We start from the raw sequence: 17172 nt of genomic DNA, 5'->3' as shown, positions 1-17172 counted from the left end.
GGTTGAATAAAAATGCTTAGCTAGGTGAAGAGAAAACGCATAAGCACACGTAAGGTGGTAAAAAATAGGATTTACCCCCCTACCCAAAACGGGTAGTATTTACAAAACCCTGTATGTAAACGTTTAAATAAAGGTTTTTAAAGCGAAATATTTAAAAAAACTAGATTTCAGAATTAGGGCAAACCCTATTCCTTCTTTATCCTTCTAAAAGTGCCGAGACTTCTGTTCGATTTGCAACTCCTAACTTAAGGTAAAGACTTTTTAGGTGATATTTCACTGTATTGGTTGAAACAAATAATGCGTCTGAAATTTCTTGATTGGAGTAACGCTTACTAAGGAGTTTCAGAATTTCAGTCTCTCTATTTGTTAGGCCATAATCTTCCTTTATTACACCTAATTCATTATCGGAATTAGTGCTTTCTGACCTCTTAATTTTACGCAACTCTCTAATCACCTTGATTCTGTTTTCTAGAATATTCTTAATTCTTGCTAAAAATTCCGCAGCACTAAAAGGTTTTGTCAGGTAGTCATCAATGCCAAGAGTAAGTGCTTGAAGTTTATCCTCGGTATCTGCCCTCGCAGTAAGCATAACAACTGATACCTCTGCTAATTTTTCGTCCTTCTTAATGGCTTCTAACAGTTCAAAACCATCCATTATTGGCATCATTACATCAGAAATAACAATATCTACTGATTTTGACAATAATATTTCCAATGCTTTTTTTCCATTGTTAGCCTCTATAATTGCAAAATATGGCTGAAGGGTTTTGGCAACGAAGGCCCTCATTTCTGGATGATCTTCTGTAACCAACAAAACCGGTTTTTCTAAATTGAATTGTTCCGAATATCTATCAATTGTTTGCTTTAGTGCTTCCTCGATCTTCTTACCGTTCAGTTTGGTTAAAGGCACCAATACTTTTTCAGAAACTCTTTTTAACGGAAGGGTAAATGTAAACTTAGTTTCCTCTCCTAAAGTACTCTGAACTTTCAAATCACCACCATGCAATACGGCCAACTCTTTAGCCAATGCCAACCCAATCCCAGTACCCCCTTCGGCCTTCTTATCAGGTTGCTCAGATTGATAGAAACGGTCGAATACTTTAGGTAGGTCGTTAGGGTGAATTCCGTCACCGTTGTCAACCACTGAAATAATTAGCTTATCTCCCATTGTTGCAACTTCTACTCGAATTATTCCGCCAAGAGGCGTGTACTTTATAGCGTTGGAAAGTAGATTATTTAAAATTTTTGAACACTTTCTACCATCACAGAGAATAGCCAAACCTTCTTCTGCTTGAAAGCAAAGTTTCATTTCTATTTCCTTTTGCTGAGCGGCTGTGGTATATGCCATTAACAGCTCTTCTAGGAAATCTTTAACCCTCATTGGGTTCTCTACTAATTTCAGTTTTCCGGCTTCCACTTTGGCTAAGTCCAAAATCTCTTCGACCAGTAGATTCAGCCTTTCTCCATTCTTTTGTGCCACATTGAGCGTTTCCTTAAGTCGCTCATCAGTGATACTTTCATCTGCTATTAAGGCTTCCAAGGGGGCATTTATAAGTGTTAGGGGTGTTCTCAACTCATGAGAAATGTTAGCAAAAAATCTTGACTTTACTTTATCCAGTTCTCTAAGCTTATCTGCTTGTTCTTGTATCAGCTTTTTATCACGTTCTGCGGCTTCTTTTTGTTCACGGATTTCAGAAGTCCTTTCCTTAACAGTATGCTCTAACATCTCATTTTCTGCTATTAGCTTTCTGTTATTTGTCTTTACAATGAACCAAACAATAAGTCCAAGGACAAGCGTGTAAAACACGAAAGCGCCAAAGGTGAAGTAAAATGGAGTTTCTATTTTAAATGAAAACTCATCGATTTCACTTATTTCACCATAAACATTTTTTGCTCTAACCTTAAAAGTATAGCTACCATAAGGAAGGTTTGTGAAAGTTCTCACTGTTTCGCTAGACCAGTTAGACCAATCTTCTTCACTACCTACCAACTGGCTTTGAAACTCGAGTTTATCCAAAGCGTCATAGAATGAAGCAGAGAAACTAAAATTAAGGGCATTTTGGTCAGGCGACAAAGTAGTTTTAACGAGCTTTTCTCCACCTCCAAAAATTACCGAATCTAAGTTTGTAGCAATTCTTACTTGTCTGATTTTGGTATTAAAAAGGAAAGTTTTTGGTAAGTCAGCAGCTGTTGAAACGTGCTTAATTCCAGAGCTAGTAATCCAAATATCATTTCCACCAAGGCCCGTTGCATACTCGGAATTATGGCTAATTATCCGTTGATAAGGATGTGCCTCCAGCTTGTACTCTTCACCATTCTTAATGAAAAGACCTTTACCATAACCATTAAGTGAGGCAAAAATATTTCCATTGGCTAACTCTATAAATCTAAAAACATTAAAACTGTCGGCCTCACTAAATTCCGAAACAAGGTTAAACCGATCATTTTTGCTATCGAAGGTATATACCCCTTTGTCTGTACCGAATTTCAGACCGTCTGAATGCCTAAAAACTCTGTTTCTAATATTATCGGGCAGGCCTTCAAGCTTTCCATATGACTTTATGTTAATCACCTCATCTTTGGCTTCATTAAGCGTAAGTTTGAAAACGCCAGTGCCTGAATCAGTCATCCAAAAGTCTCCACTTTCGTCCCATTCAAGAAAATCCATTTGTTGTTCAAACCCTTTGAGCTTGTGTATGTATTTCCAATCGTCATTCTGTTTTTCAAACAAGTGCAAATGTCCTTCTACGCTTCCGATGATCATCTGATCTTTACCGGGCACTTCTGCCCCTGCCCAAAGTGCTTCCCCTTTGTAAATCTCTGTAAAGGATGTCTTGTTTATCGTAAGGAGACCAGTATTAGTGGCAGCCAATAAATCGCCAGATTTCTTAAAAAACATCCATGTTCTAAAAGGATAGTTTTCTAATGCCGTAAATATTTTTTCATTATCAACTGATTGCCAAGGTCTTTCCTTAGACTTATATGCCATTCCAGTGGTAGTAGCCACGTAATAATCTTCATTATATTCAGAGATGTACAAGACGTAGCCATTCACTCCATGTCTTTCGTCTAATGAAGTTATTGGTGAATTAAGAATTACTTGGTTGATTGCTCCATGTTGAATAACCCATAGATTATAGTTACTATCAAGCTCCAAGTCCATCACTTGGAAATCAGGCAGCCCAGTAGTTTTATCTAATTTTTGCACCAATTTACCTACCGCATCTATTATAAAAACCCCAGCATTGTCTGTTCCGAAGGCGTAATATTTATCTTGAATATTCAGACCTGTATATCCAAAAGAATCCTTTAACCTATCAGAAACTTCAGTATCCCATTCAACTAAAGTTTCGAAATCATATTTAAAGAGCCCCTTGCTTCGAGTAACGAAAAGCAACTCGTTGTTGGCAAAACGCAATATCTTAATCACTCCAAGTTGTAAAATACGGTCAGCAAGAGGCATTTGTACTAGGCGATTATCATCAAGTTTTACCAGTCCTTTCTCTTGATCAATGGCGTAATACTTACCATCAATTTGTTCTACCTGCCCTAACTCAGATATATTTGAAATCACTGTTATGGTATCTTGAACTGGATCATAAATCAAAAGGTCACGAAAAGCCTTGAATATCAACTTATCATTTACTAGATCCACATGCTCCATTGAACCGTTGTTAATAAAGCTAGAAGGAGTTTTGGGAACCAATGATGTATACTTTAGTTCGCCTTTTAAGTCTGAAGAAAAATAGCCAAATTCTGCTTTGCTTGTGGCGTAAATTCTTCCGTCTGGCCCTTCAACAACATCTTTAAAAGAATCATCAGATATCCTATTGTCAACTCTCCAATTCTGGCCATCAAACTCAATTACCCCAGTAACATTAGCTATGTACATAAGCCCACTCTTGGCTTGTATTAAGGAATATGATTGCTCATGTGCATGGTAATCAGTCGGTAGATATGTATTAATGAAGGGAGTACCTATTTGTTTAATTTCTAGTTCCTGAGAAAAACTGTAGATACCTATAAATGAAAAGAATAAATAAAACCAGTATCGAAGGGTACTTCGCATGGATATCTGAATTAATGTTTTGGTTGAATTTCCACCTCATAAAGGAGTGAGGCTACAGTAAAACTAAAGGTATAATTGATACTCCCAAAAAATTACTGAGATCATAAATCAATGAAGTATAAAAGTGTAATTGTAAAGAGAAATACTTACAAAGAGTGTCAATTATTTACTCACAAACTGCCTAAAAAAAAAACAGAACGATAAAAAACCTTCTTCAAAATTGAACCTCAGCTCATTTTCATTCTATCCAATTGGTAAGTTGAATTTAGCCATTTGATAAATAACGAAATTTATAAATTAACAAATCGAATTCAGACAGATGACATATTAAAACCATTTTGGTTACCTTGAACCAAACTTTATGTGTTAAAGCTCTATGCAAAAAATTAAAAAGGTTTGTATTTACTGCGCTTCTAGCGAAAACATAGACCAAAAGTATTTTGAGGCTACGGAAAAACTAGCAAGAGTACTAGCAAAAAATAACATAACGGTAGTATATGGCGGTGGGAGTCGTGGCTTAATGGGTAAACTTGCCGATACAATACTTGCTGAAAAAGGCAGAATTGTTGGTATTATGCCACACTTTATGAAGGAAGTAGAGTTTCATCATAAAGACGTCAATGAGTTCATTTTCACGGCCGACATGCACGAGCGAAAGAAACAATTCATGGTTGGTGTAGATGCGTTAATTACATTACCTGGCGGATGTGGTACCATGGAAGAACTACTGGAAGCCATGACGCTCAAAAGATTAGGCATTTTTACCAAGCCAATTGTGATCTTAAATGCATTTGGTTACTATGACCACCTGATCAAAATGTTGGAATTCTCGATTCAAGAGAATTTCATGAAACCTATTCATAATAACATATGGAATGCTTTTGAAGACCCAGAGAAGGTTCTTGAAGCTATACATCAGTCTGCACCTTGGAGTAAAGATGCTTTAAAGTATTCGTAGTTCAAAAACACAATAAACCCTTTGAAATACAGTATTTCGCTTATTATCATATTCTATGATATTAAATATATTGATATTTAACAAAGCTAGAAATTATTAGCATTTTTGAATACCGATTTACCGAACCATTTTCCTTGTTAAAGACTATATGTTTAGGGTTTCTATTCTTATTATTCTATTCATTAGTGGGCAATCCCTCCTAGCGAAATCTGATAGCATTGCCGACTACTGGTATCAGCATAGAATATATAATAGCGAAACCCAGTACATCCCACCTTCTCAGATAATGGTGTTTCGCGATGATAGTAATAACCTCAATTACAATCAGGTAAAGGATTTTGGGCCAAGCTACTACATTAGCCTTGCGGATATAGACTTGTTTGAAACGGATAAAACCTATTGGGTTAAGCTTATTCTTTCAAACTATTCAGACCGATATCAGAGCTTAGTGGTATACACTGGTGACAATGCTTATTCAACTGTCTATGTTGAAAAGGGCGAAAAGCTCGACTCTTTAAAAGCGGGTTACTTTGTGCCCGTCAGTGAGCGAAATATAAAAAAGGGATTCCAATCTCAATTTAAATTAGATTTAAAAGTAGGTGAAAACGCCACTCTTCTCATCAAAACCAAGTCATTAGACAACTACCCTCCTCGCTTTGACTTTAAAGCGGTTCAACTTGAAAAATGGCAGCAACAAGCAGAACAAAAGGCCTTATTAGAGGGGGTTTTCACTGGATTATTAATTATTTTATCCATCTTAGGTATTTCTCTGTATACCTACGTTAGAAGAGTAGTTTTCCTTTTTTACGCTTTCTATGCCATCACAAACACTATTTACTTTCTCTTTTTTCATGGCTTTCTAGATCCTTATATTTTTCCTGAGCATCCTGAAAAAATATCTTTACTATGGTTATTGCCCAATCTTTCGGCAGTATTCTATTTTTCTTTTGCGCGTCATTTTCTTAATACAAAAGAACATTACCCAAAGTGGGACTATTACTTCAAAGTTTTTATTGGAGTAATGCTAGTGGCTTTCGTTCTCAACTCTATCTACATTACCATTACGCGTGATGTATATAACGGACTTATTATTCATAACCTCTTTAATATTGGTATATCGGCAAGTGTAGTTGTTTTCATTCTATCACTTAGAAGGTTAAATAGCTTAGAGTTACGCTATTTCGCTCTTGGCTCTATTTTCCTAGTCACTATTGCATTGTTTGCTTCGGCTCAGTACATCCTTGACCTTGACGCCAAAATTGTTCCTTATGTTCAGCTTGCTGTAGGAGTTGAAATAGTATTCTTCGCTCTGGGCTTAGGTCATAGAATGAAAAAACTAACTGAAAATCACGCCATTACACAAGAATCACTCCTGATACAATTGGTTGAAAATGAGAAACTCCAGGAAAAGACTAATGCAGAACTAAAAGAAAAAGTAGCGGAGAGAACCCACCAAATCAATGTTCAGAATATTGAGTTAAAAAAAGCACGATTAGAAGCAGAGAAAGCTACTAAATCAAAGTCTGACTTCTTATCTGTAATGAGTCACGAAATTCGCACACCGTTAAATGCAATTATTAGTTTAAGCCATTTAATGGATATTGATAATGAAAATGAGGAAACCCAAGAATATATTGATGCACTAAAGTTTTCTGCTGAAAACCTTAGCTCGCTCATCAACGATATACTTGATTACAATAAAATTGAAGCTGGAAAATTAAAGCTAGAAATGATTGATTTCTCATTGATCGATCTACTCAAAAATATTCGAGACAGCTTTAAGTTTAAAGCCCACAGTAAAAATATTTCGCTAGACTTTCACCTTTCAGAAAACACCCCAAACAGACTTATTGGTGACCCTACCAGACTGACTCAGATTTTCAATAACCTGATGAGCAATGCCTTAAAATTTACCGAACAAGGTAGCATAGTGGTAAGTGCAGAGTTACTAGGGATTGAAGACGAAAAGGTAAGTATAGAATTTATGGTAACAGATACTGGAATTGGAATTCCTGAAGATAAAATCAGTGAAATTTTCAACGATTACGAACAGGCCAGTAGCGATACAACAAGAAAATACGGTGGTACGGGGCTTGGTTTATCAATTACTAAAAAGTTATTAGAGCTACATAATAGCAAAGTATCGGTTACAAGTAAAGTTGGCGAGGGCACCTCATTTCAGTTTGAAATTGAATTTAAACTACCTGAGACTTTTGACTTATTAGCCTCAAATAAAACAGACACTATTTACGACCTAAAGCAAGCCAAAATACTTGTTGTAGATGATAACTACATGAACAGAATGGTGTTAAGCAGGTTGTTTCAAAAATGGAATGCTGAATTTCATGAAGCCTCAAGTGGTAATAAAGCGTTTCAAAAAAGCAATGAAGAACTTTTCGACCTAATTCTAATGGATATTCATATGGAGGAGATGGATGGTTTCGAATGTACTGCACTGATTAGAGAACAATCTGTACTGAATAGAAAAACCAATATTATTGGAATGACGGCCTTTTCTAAGAACGACCTTCAAGAAAACCCTAAGAGATACGTTTTGGATGAATTTATTTCTAAACCATTCGATCCAAAAGAGCTATTAAACAAATTGGTATTGTACCTGAACAAAGAAGCAATGAAGCCTTAAAAATGACTTGCTAAAAAGTTAGTAAATCACGCTCCACATCATCAATAACTGCTAGTAACTCACTCAACATCATAGCAGTAGCGCCCCAAACCAAATGTCCACCCACATTAAAATAAGGTGATTGAATAACATATTTACCAAATCTCATTTCCTCTACCCCTCTTTTATTCATGTCATAAAACTGAGAGATTGGCACCTCTAAAACAGCCTCCACTTCATAAGGGTCAGGGATGAATTTGGGGGTATAATCAATCACTCCTACAGTCGGAAGCACCTTAAAATTGCTAGCAATTATAAACAACTCAGACAATTGCCCAATAACAGAAACCTCTTTGGCCCTTACGCCAATTTCTTCCTCTGTTTCTCGTAAGGCTGTCTCTATTAAATTCGAATCCTGTTTTTCCGCTTTTCCGCCCGGAAAACTAACTTGTCCACCATGAGCCCCATTATAACCTGGGCGCTTCATCAATGGCAAATACAACTCTCCATTTTTAGGATAAAGCAACACCATCACGCCTCCAGGTCGTGCAGGTCTATTCGCGGTTTCTCTAAACCGATTCTCGTCTATTGGTGTAGGCGCCATTCTTATTTGAGCCTCTCTTCCAGGCAACGGTAAATCTAGACGAGCCCTCAGCTGATTTACGACTATATCGATGTTGGAAAACCTCATTTGCTTCTGTTGGAGTAAACTTCGTTGAGAATATAGCGTTCTTGTATAAAAGTTGGTTCAATTATAACCCGCTTTCTTTATTTCATTTAGAATTTTCCCTAATATGTTCTCTTAAAGAAAATAAGCTTAGTCGAACTTATGAAAGCCAACCGAATTCTTTTTTCTCTCGTCTTCCTTTTTTTTAGCGTACTAGCTTCTGCTCAACAAGCTAAAGTCAAAATTGCTAAATTAAAATACAATGGCGGAGGTGATTGGTATGCAAACAAAACTGCCCTACCCAACTTGGCTACTTTCTGTAATGAAAATCTAAAAACAAATATAGACACTCAAGATGCTGTGGTAGAAATTGGAAACCCCAGCTTATTTGAATACCCGTTCATCTATATGACAGGCCATGGCAATGTTGTATTCTCTAGTCAAGAAGCTGAAAACCTAAGAAACTACCTTACCGCTGGCGGCTTTCTTCACATTGACGATAATTATGGTTTAGATCAGTTTGTGAGGTTAGAGATGAAAAAGGTTTTCCCTGAATTAGAATTTATAGAGTTACCTCACAACCACCCTGTATACAATCAAAAATTTAAATTCGACAAAGGCATTCCCAAAATTCATGAACATGATGGCAAATCGCCCCAAGGCTTCGGCTTAATATATGAAGGCAGATTGGTTTGCTATTATTCTTATGAAAGCGATTTAGGCAACGGCTGGGAAGATCAGCGTATTTATAACGACCCTGAGTCTGTCAGGCTTCAGGCCTTACGTATGGGCGCAAACCTCATCTCATACGCCTTCACTCAATAAACTATCAAAACTATATTTCAGAATTAAAAAACTATTGCGTTAGTTGGAAAACTAGTGCAATAGTTTTATTATTGATATTAGAATTACTCGAGTGTTTTAATTTACAGATTATGAAAGAATTAACGAAAGCAGAAGAGCAGGTGATGCAAATACTATGGCAGATTGAGAGAGGCTTCGTGAAAGATGTGCTTTCAAAAATGCCAGAACCAAAACCTGCCTACAATACTGTGTCAACAATTATTAGAATTTTAGAGAAAAAAGGTTTTGTAGGTTATAAGGCTTACGGAAAGACACATGAATACTTTCCTTTGGTAGACAAAACAAGTTACAGCAACTTCTATCTTAAAAACTTTATTGGAGGCTACTTTGGAGGCTCCTTTCAAAAGTTGGTATCATTTTTCGCACAAGAAAATGATATGGATATCAAAGAATTTGAGTCGCTAGCAAAACATGTTGGAGAAGATTTAAAAGAAGACTAAGCTCTAGGTTATGTCAAAACACCCCGCTTTAGTATTGTTAGATTCGCTAAATAATGCGCTTCTATATGCATTAGAAACTGCCACATGTTTGGCAGTATTTTACTTGCTATACCATTTTGTTTTGAGAAAAGAGAGTAGCTTCCAATACAATAGATTCTACCTATTGGCAGCCATACTTATATCTTTATCGTTTCCATTACTTAAAGTGGGGTATAACCCTGAAAACACCCCGAGTGTATTAAATTCATTGCACAATGTGAGCAATGAAGTGAGCAAAGAGCCTATAATAGAACCGAAGGGTTTTTACTCTGTAACCGTAACAGCAAATTCAGAAAAACCTTTCTTACGATGGTGGGAAGCCGTTATTCTTGCTTATATGATTGGAATGATTGCTTTAGCTTTAAGGCTATTTATTCAGATGAGATCATTCAAAGAGTTTCTATGGTACAAAAGGCATAATACTCGGTTTAGAGACGGTTACTTTATGGTAAAGACTGAAGGTTCAATGCCTACTTTCGCGTTCTTTAAATACCTAATGTGGGACGATAGTCAAAACCTTTCTGAAGCTGAACAAAAACAAGTGTTGGATCATGAGAAAGTGCATATTAAACAAAGACACTCTTATGACATTATGTTGATGGAAGTTCTTAAAGTGTTTTTCTGGTTCAATCCATTTATCTACTTGTATAGAAATTTAATTGAAGAAATTCACGAATATGAAGCAGACAGAACAGCTGTAAAAGCCAATGGACAAGTGGCTTATACTAAGCTGCTTGTGAAACTTGTATTTCAAAAAATGGGAATTCCGCAAGGAAGCTTCTTCGCTAAAAGCAAAACTCTGAAGAGGGTGAATATGATTACCGCTCAAAGAAGAATCAATTGGTTCAAATTATTGGTTCCAATTCCGGTAGTAGCTTTGTTATTTTTTATCTTTTCTTGCGAGGCTAATTTAAAAACAGAAACGGTAACCATTGCTGACTCTGCTTATGTTTTTGCAAGCTTTGGAGAAAAGGATGTAAAACCAACTCCGAAAAATGGCTTCAATGAATGGAAAGATTATTTACTAGAAAACATTAAATATCCTGAAACCAAACCCCAAGGACGATTGGAAGGAGAAGTGAGTGTTTCGTTTATTGTAAACGAACTAGGCGAAATTAAGGATGTAAAGTTAGAAGAAGGAATAGGAAGGGATTTTGATAATCAGGTATTGAATGCTATCAAAAAATCACCAAAATGGTCACCAGGAGTAAAAGGCGGATTTGCTATTCCAACTAAAATTGAAATACCAGTAACTTTTAAAGCTTCTTAATACTTTCGGTTAAAAATTTCGCTCATCACAAAAGCTTTTCGAGCACCGTCTGTATCGCCTATTAATGCGGCATAATCCGTCCTTTCTACATCTTCCTCTTCAGGTTCATAAAACACAACTACTGGGCTTTCGGTACGCTTCTTAGTTCCGTAAATCTTATTTGCTTCGGAGTAAATAGATTTTCTTGATTGGGTTGGCTTAACCTCTTCAATCACACTAGTTGTTGGCTCTTGAGCAATAAATGGTTTAGGCTCTTCTTTTACTTTACGTTGCCCAGTAAACTGCTCAAGCAATTCTTCAAAAGTAGGTTGTTGATTGCTCGGGACTGGCCCCACGGTATCCCCTCTCCTCTCCGGTGCTGAAGACGATTCACCTGCATTTTTCTTTTGGCCTTTCTTTCTTGCTGTAAAAACAAAGTAAAGAATAGCAAAAGCGATATAGAGTAAGTTTCCTGAGTCAAATTCCATGCTATTAGCAAATCTAAGAATTAATTCTAATTTTGCTTACTAAGGTCGATTTTTCGCAATCCTCACTCAATGCAGCTTACAAAATTAGAAATCAAGGGCTTTAAAAGTTTTGGTGATCGCATAGTCATCAATTTTGATGAAGGTATTACTGGTATTGTTGGCCCAAACGGTTGTGGTAAATCAAATGTCGTGGATGCAATCCGTTGGGTATTGGGCGAGCAAAAAACAAGGATGCTGCGTTCCGAAAAAATGGAGAACATCATCTTCAACGGAACTAAGAAAAGAAAGCCTACTCAACTGGCCGAAGTTTCATTGAGCTTCAAAAACACTAAGAACCTCCTTCCTACAGAATATACAGAAGTAACCATCACCAGACGTTACTACAGGTCTGGCGAAAGCGAGTACCTATTAAATGGGGTTAGCTGCCGACTCAAGGACATCAATGAGTTGTTCATGGATACTGGCATCGCATCGAACAGTTATGCTATTATCGAGCTTAAAATGGTCGATGACCTTTTGAACGATAAGGAAAACTCTCGAAGAGACCTTTTCGAAGAAGCTGCTGGAATTTCTAAATTCAAAAAGAGAAAAAGAGAAACGCTCAAAAAACTAAAAGATACCGATGACGATCTAGATCGGGTAGAAGATTTACTTTTTGAGATCGAAAAGAATCTCAAGTCATTAGAAAAGCAGGCCAAACAAGCCGTAAAATACTACGAGTATAAAGAAGAGTATAAAAACTTAAGTGTTCGACTTACTCGAAAAACGGTAGAAGCACAGAACAACAAACTAAAGTCGCTTGAAAAAGAAATTCAGCAACTGAACGATAAAAAAGTTGAGATCAACCAAATGATGTCAACACAAGAGGCGGCCATCGAAAAAGGGAAGGCCGACCTTATTGTGAAGGAAAAACTACTTTCCACTCGTCAGCGAACTTTGAACGAGCACGTAAATAAAATTCGTCAGTTTGAAAGCGACAGGAAAATCAAAAATGAAAGGCTTACCTTTCTTCAAGACAAAAGCGACAATCTTCGAGAGCAATTAGAAGCCGATAAAAAGAGTAACGAGCGTGCGGCTTTCAGTTTAGAAAGTTTAAAAAATGAAAAAGAAATAGCCGAGAAGGATTTAAAAGCAGCCACTTCTCAAATTGAAAGCTTAAAAGCTGCTTTTGAAGCACAACGCACTGCGGCTCAAGAAGCACAAGCCAGTTTTGACCAAAAAAGTAAGGCCTTTAACGAAAAGCGCGAGACACTTTATAACCTTAAAAAGGAAATAGAAATCAAGGAGATTCAGCTCCAAACCTTAAATAGAGAATTAGAAAAAACGACTTCCGATACTTCCGAGCAATCTGCCAATCTTGAATCCTTTGATTCCAAATTAGAGGAAATCGGGGTAATTCTTGAGCAAAAGAAAAAAGACCTTGAAGCGAAGAAAAATCAGGAGGAAAAGCAGCGCACTTCCATTGAAAGTACTGAAGAAACAATCAATGTAGTTCGTGAGAAATTAACGAAACTGAGCCGAAAACTCGATTCGCAGCGCAACGAGTATAACCTAACCAAAAGCTTGGTTGAAAATCTTGAAGGTTTTCCGGAAGCCATAAAATTCTTAAAAAAGAAAGCCAGTTGGAGCAAAAATGCCCCACTCCTTTCCGATATTCTTACCTGTGATGATCGCTACCGAATAACAATAGAGAATTACTTAGAGCCTTACATGAACTACTACATTGTAGACAATGAAAGGCAGGCTTTTGAGGCCGTCAATATTCTTAGCGATGCCGCAAAAGGCAAAGCCAACTTCTTCGTTCTCGATGCTTTTGACAGGTATGAAGCCCCTCAAGCGAAACTCTATCAAAATGCCGTTCCAGCCACAGAAATTGTGGAATACGAACCGAGATATAAGCGTTTGATCAGTTTTATTCTGGAAAATGTATTCGTAATTGCTGGTGGTCCAGGTGAAATCCCTATTGATGAAGATGCAGTTTTCATTACCGAAAGTGGCAAATACACTAAGCGTAAATTCAGCATTTCTGGTGGTTCTGTGGGGCTTTTTGAGGGCAAGAGAATTGGTCGTGCTAAGAACTTAGAAAAGCTTCAAAAAACCATTAAAGAGCTAGAAACTCAAATTGCCGAGGTCAAAGAAAGGCTTGATGAAAAACAGAAAGAACTGGCCCATTTAAAGTCGAGCAGTTACAGAACTGAAATAGACAGCCTACAAAAAGAATATAGTCAGGTAAACGAAGAGTTCATTTCGGTTAAAACTAGAAAGGAACAGCTTGGTCAGATGTTAAGCAGCAACGCCAATCGAAGAGAAGACATTACCCGAAACATTGATAATATTTCTGCCGATTTACTTGAATTAAGACCAGAAGTAAAAGATGCGGAAAGAAGTTATATAGAGCTACAGCAAGGCATAGGTGAACTAGAGGTTACGGCCAAAAAAGAAAACGAACTACTTTCAGAAAAGTCGCAGAAATACAACGAAATAAACATCCAATTCCATCAAAAACAGAATAAGCTTCAGTCTGTTACCCAAGAGATTGACTACAAGCAAACTGCCTATGACGGAAGTAAGTCAAGAATTGAAAAGAATCAGGTAGAATTAGAGAGAAACGAAACGGAAATCAAGCGTTTGATCGATACCACCGAAAGCAATGATGATGAACTCATAGGGCTTTACGATGAAAAAGAGAGCATCGAAAAAGGCGTAAACGAATCGGAAAAAGAATATTATGCCCAGCGCGGCAACATTGATGTGTCGGATAAAACCTTACGTGAATTGCGCCAAAAGCGCGAGCAAGCCGATACTATTTTAATGGAGTTTCAATCTAAACTGAATGAAACCAAACTTGAACTTAGTGCTGTAAAAGAGCGATTGTCTGTAGAGTTCAACATAGACTTAAATGCACTTCTGAAAGAAGAGGTTGAAGAGGAAGACCACACACCAGTGGAAGAACTTCAGGCTTTGGTTCAAAAAGTAAAAGACAAAATTGAACGCATAGGCCCGATCAACCCAATGGCGATGGAAGCCTACGAAGAAATCAAAGAACGCTACGATTTCATCACTGTTCAGAAAAATGATTTAATTGAAGCCAAAGGCTCACTACTGCAAACCATCGATGAAATTGATACAGTGGCTAGAGAAACCTTTCTTTCGGCATTTGGTCAAATCAGAGATAACTTCATCAAAGTTTTTAGGTCATTATTTACCGATGAAGACGATTGTGAGCTGAAACTGGTCGACCCAAGTAATCCATTAGAATCTGCCATTGAGATTATGGCCAAACCAAAAGGTAAACGTCCGCTGAGTATTAATCAGCTTTCGGGTGGCGAAAAAACACTAACAGCAACAGCGCTATTATTTTCCATTTACCTGCTAAAACCAGCTCCATTCTGTATTTTTGATGAAGTAGACGCTCCGTTGGATGATGCCAATATTGATAAATTCAACGAGATCATTAAAAAATTCTCAGCCGATTCTCAATTCATTATAGTTACGCACAACAAGAGAACGATGATAAGCACTGATGTAATTTATGGCATTACTATGATTGAGCAAGGGGTTTCTAGAGTTGTGCCTGTAGACCTACGAGAGTTGGTGTAGTCGTTAGTTTTCTTAATTTTATTGAAAAATAAACATTATGAAACAAAGGCTTCCTCTATTAGCATTGTTAGTCATTTTCATTTCCCTTTTAAGCATGAACTCATTACCTGCTCAAAAAACCGATAACCAAACCGCTGCTAAAACCTATTTAGCGCTTGGCGATTCTTATACCATTGGTGAAAGCGTGGCAGAGTCGGAACGCTGGCCTATGCAACTTGCAGCACGCTTGGTCCATGAGGGAATTCCAATGAAAGACCCAAAAATCATTGCTAAAACAGGATGGAGAACCGATGACCTAAAGGCCGCCATTGAAGCAGATAACGAACTTTTGGAAAGCTATGATTTGGTATCGCTTTTAATTGGGGTGAACAACCAGTACCAAGGAAGATCGGTAGAGAGTTTTGCTCCTGAATTTGAAGAGCTACTTCAAATCGCGATCAAGTATGCCGGGGGCAAAAAAGAGAATGTTTTTGTAGTGTCAATTCCAGATTACGGGAAAACACCCTTTGGAGCAGCCAAAGAAGATCAGATAAAAAAGGAATTGGATGCCTATAACAAGGTAAGTAAGAATATTGCTAAGAAATATGGAGTAGCCTACTACAACATTACCCCTATTTCCAGAATGGCGAAATCTTACCCAGAACTTATCGCAAACGATGACCTCCACCCTTCTGGTAAAATGTATACCAAATGGGTTGAATTGTTTGAGAAGAAGGTGGAGAAAATGCTCAAGAAATGAGAAGACTGACCACAATTCTTCTCTGCTTACTTATTTCGGCTTCAGTATTTAGCCAAACTACAGAAGGCCCAAAAAACGGACATCTGATTATTGCTGGTGGCGCCCTAAAAGATCCAAGCGTATATGCCAAAATTATTGAATTGGCAGGTGGTGAAGGGAAAGCACATATGGTGGTGATTCCTACGGCAGGAGGAAATGATATAACTCCAGAAATAATAGAAAACTTAGAAAAACAATGGAAAGGCTTTGGTGCGGCAAAAGTTTCTGTACTTCATACTACCGACCCTAAAGAAGCTGACACAGAAGCTTTTTCTAAAGTGATAGACCACGCAGGTGGTGTTTATTTTCTGGGAGGTCGTCAATGGAGGTTGGCAGATTCTTACCTCAACACCAAAGTGCACGAAAAGCTTTTTAACCTACTCAAGAGAGACGGAGTAATTGCGGGCAGCTCTGCGGGCGCAACAATCCAAGGCTCCTATTTAGCTCGTGGCGACACTAAAGGCAGTAATATTATGATCGGTGATCATGAAGTAGGTTTAGGCTTTATTTCAAACATCGCAATAGACCAACATACTTTGGCCAGAAACCGTCAGTTCGACATGTTTGAAATTTTAGCCAAGTACCCAAAACTATTAGGGGTAGCATTGGATGAAGATACCGCCATGTTAGTTTCTGGCAATGAATTCGAAGTAATTGGCCAAAGCTATATTATGATATACGATGGCACACATTGGAACCAAACTACGGGTAAATATGAAGCCAATGCCGAAGGAGAACAGAAATTCCATGTGCTTAGGGCAGGACGAAAATACGATATGGCTGAAAGAAAAGTGGTGAGGGGCGGCCGATAGAGCTTGATTACAACTTCAAACTCAATTCAATGATCAGTTCATCTTGTACCTTGACTAAACCGAAAAGCTTTTTAGGAGGGCTTAAATCGAAATAATCTAATGAAATGGTGATTTCAGAGAACAGAAACTCCCCTTCTTCATCTTTATTAATGTCAAAAGGAATATGCTCCATTTTCATTTTTTTACCTGTGAGCATAATCCATATATCCCCAAAGTATTGTTGACCAATTCGTTTAAAATCATCAAGTTTTACTTCGATGTGTGGGAATTCCTCAGACCTTAATGTTTTCCCAAAGTCTCTATCCAACATTCTATTCCCACAATCAAAAGAGGCCACAGGAATAGATAAATCCATTAAAGATTCTGCATTGGGTACTTTTGAAAAACTAACAGTATCCTGATCTTGCTCATTTTGGTAAGTGCAAGAAAACCTCCCGAAAGAGGTCTTGCCTTTAATAAGGACTGTCTTCCTCATCACTACCAGATATTCTTGTCCGGTAAGTGCTACTGAAGAAAACAGTCCTAAAAGTATTATAATGATTAGTTTCTGCATTCAGCTTAAAGCTTATGTTTTTAAAAGTGAAA

The 17172-nt window shown here is 37.5% G+C and carries 12 protein-coding genes; 8 read left to right on the top strand and 4 right to left on the bottom strand.

Annotation, left to right across the window (positions count from 1 at the left end; translation table 11 throughout):
* Nucleotides 1–196 precede the first annotated feature (196 nt).
* A complete protein-coding gene (locus MB14_RS10640; protein ID WP_084376045.1) occupies nucleotides 197–4069 on the bottom strand; it encodes an ATP-binding protein in 3873 nt (1290 codons plus the stop codon).
* Nucleotides 4070–4445: 376 nt separating this feature from the next.
* Here MB14_RS10640 and MB14_RS10635 point away from each other — a divergent pair, with 376 nt between their 5' ends.
* Nucleotides 4446–5027 carry an LOG family protein gene (locus tag MB14_RS10635; RefSeq protein WP_062591516.1) on the top strand — a complete coding sequence of 194 codons (582 nt, stop codon included), beginning with the start codon at nucleotides 4446–4448 and terminating at the stop codon, nucleotides 5025–5027.
* A gap of 148 nt (nucleotides 5028–5175) precedes the next feature.
* A complete protein-coding gene (locus tag MB14_RS10630) occupies nucleotides 5176–7671 on the top strand; it encodes a hybrid sensor histidine kinase/response regulator (RefSeq protein WP_062591515.1) in 2496 nt (831 codons plus the stop codon).
* 10 nt (nucleotides 7672–7681) lie between these two features.
* On the opposite strand, the gene MB14_RS10625 is transcribed toward MB14_RS10630, so the two are convergent.
* Nucleotides 7682–8341 (bottom strand): NUDIX hydrolase, encoded by a 660-nt coding sequence (locus MB14_RS10625; protein ID WP_084376044.1) that lies wholly within the window; start codon nucleotides 8339–8341, stop codon nucleotides 7682–7684.
* 138 nt (nucleotides 8342–8479) lie between these two features.
* On the opposite strand from MB14_RS10625, the gene MB14_RS10620 reads away from it, so the two are divergent.
* From MB14_RS10620 to MB14_RS10610, 3 genes are all read left to right on the top strand, one after another.
* Nucleotides 8480–9142 (top strand): DUF4159 domain-containing protein, encoded by a 663-nt coding sequence (locus tag MB14_RS10620; RefSeq protein ID WP_062591513.1) that lies wholly within the window; start codon nucleotides 8480–8482, stop codon nucleotides 9140–9142.
* A 110-nt stretch (nucleotides 9143–9252) separates the two neighbouring features.
* Nucleotides 9253–9621: a BlaI/MecI/CopY family transcriptional regulator gene (locus MB14_RS10615; protein WP_053224333.1), complete on the top strand. Its 369-nt coding sequence runs from the start codon at nucleotides 9253–9255 to the stop codon at nucleotides 9619–9621.
* A 10-nt stretch (nucleotides 9622–9631) separates the two neighbouring features.
* Nucleotides 9632–10930 (top strand): M56 family metallopeptidase, encoded by a 1299-nt coding sequence (locus MB14_RS10610; RefSeq protein ID WP_062591512.1) that lies wholly within the window; start codon nucleotides 9632–9634, stop codon nucleotides 10928–10930.
* On the opposite strand, the gene MB14_RS10605 is transcribed toward MB14_RS10610, so the two are convergent.
* Entirely contained in the window at nucleotides 10927–11397 is a 471-nt protein-coding gene (locus tag MB14_RS10605; RefSeq protein WP_062591511.1) for a hypothetical protein, read from the bottom strand. The two genes, MB14_RS10610 and MB14_RS10605, sit on opposite strands and share 4 nt — an antisense overlap.
* Before the next feature lie 69 nt (nucleotides 11398–11466).
* Between MB14_RS10605 and smc the strand changes: the two genes are divergently transcribed.
* From smc to MB14_RS10590, 3 genes are read left to right on the top strand one after another with little or no spacing between them, the layout of a single operon-like run.
* The gene (gene smc, locus MB14_RS10600; RefSeq protein ID WP_062591510.1) at nucleotides 11467–14997 is read left to right on the top strand and encodes a chromosome segregation protein SMC; all 3531 of its coding nucleotides are present in this window, start codon (nucleotides 11467–11469) and stop codon (nucleotides 14995–14997) included.
* A 37-nt stretch (nucleotides 14998–15034) separates the two neighbouring features.
* The gene (locus MB14_RS10595) at nucleotides 15035–15736 is read left to right on the top strand and encodes an SGNH/GDSL hydrolase family protein (RefSeq protein WP_084376043.1); all 702 of its coding nucleotides are present in this window, start codon (nucleotides 15035–15037) and stop codon (nucleotides 15734–15736) included.
* Nucleotides 15733–16587 carry a cyanophycinase gene (locus MB14_RS10590; RefSeq protein ID WP_062591508.1) on the top strand — a complete coding sequence of 285 codons (855 nt, stop codon included), beginning with the start codon at nucleotides 15733–15735 and terminating at the stop codon, nucleotides 16585–16587. The genes MB14_RS10595 and MB14_RS10590 overlap by 4 nt, the downstream gene beginning before the upstream one ends.
* A 7-nt stretch (nucleotides 16588–16594) precedes the next feature.
* Here the strand turns inward: MB14_RS10590 and MB14_RS10585 are convergent, their stop codons facing one another.
* Nucleotides 16595–17140: a YceI family protein gene (locus MB14_RS10585; protein WP_062591507.1), complete on the bottom strand. Its 546-nt coding sequence runs from the start codon at nucleotides 17138–17140 to the stop codon at nucleotides 16595–16597.
* Nucleotides 17141–17172 lie beyond the last annotated feature (32 nt).

Origin of the sequence: Roseivirga ehrenbergii (assembly GCF_001593005.1) — a bacterium.
GTDB lineage: Bacteria > Bacteroidota > Bacteroidia > Cytophagales > Cyclobacteriaceae > Roseivirga > Roseivirga ehrenbergii.
Note: the sequence above shows the minus strand (reverse complement) of the source record. Positions and strands in the feature narration are given on the sequence as shown.

Bases quoted from the DNA above. Each gene is read 5' to 3' on its own strand.
- MB14_RS10640 (WP_084376045.1), bottom strand. From the start codon at position 4,069: ATGCGAAGTACCCTTCGATACTGGTTTTATTTATTCTTTTCATTTATA.
- MB14_RS10585 (WP_062591507.1), bottom strand. From the start codon at position 17,140: ATGCAGAAACTAATCATTATAATACTTTTAGGACTGTTTTCTTCAGTA.
- MB14_RS10625 (WP_084376044.1), bottom strand. From the start codon at position 8,341: ATGAGGTTTTCCAACATCGATATAGTCGTAAATCAGCTGAGGGCTCGT.
- MB14_RS10620 (WP_062591513.1), top strand. From the start codon at position 8,480: ATGAAAGCCAACCGAATTCTTTTTTCTCTCGTCTTCCTTTTTTTTAGC.
- MB14_RS10635 (WP_062591516.1), top strand. From the start codon at position 4,446: ATGCAAAAAATTAAAAAGGTTTGTATTTACTGCGCTTCTAGCGAAAAC.
- MB14_RS10605 (WP_062591511.1), bottom strand. From the start codon at position 11,397: ATGGAATTTGACTCAGGAAACTTACTCTATATCGCTTTTGCTATTCTT.
- MB14_RS10615 (WP_053224333.1), top strand. From the start codon at position 9,253: ATGAAAGAATTAACGAAAGCAGAAGAGCAGGTGATGCAAATACTATGG.
- MB14_RS10595 (WP_084376043.1), top strand. From the start codon at position 15,035: ATGAAACAAAGGCTTCCTCTATTAGCATTGTTAGTCATTTTCATTTCC.
- MB14_RS10590 (WP_062591508.1), top strand. From the start codon at position 15,733: ATGAGAAGACTGACCACAATTCTTCTCTGCTTACTTATTTCGGCTTCA.
- smc (WP_062591510.1), top strand. From the start codon at position 11,467: ATGCAGCTTACAAAATTAGAAATCAAGGGCTTTAAAAGTTTTGGTGAT.
- MB14_RS10630 (WP_062591515.1), top strand. From the start codon at position 5,176: ATGTTTAGGGTTTCTATTCTTATTATTCTATTCATTAGTGGGCAATCC.
- MB14_RS10610 (WP_062591512.1), top strand. From the start codon at position 9,632: ATGTCAAAACACCCCGCTTTAGTATTGTTAGATTCGCTAAATAATGCG.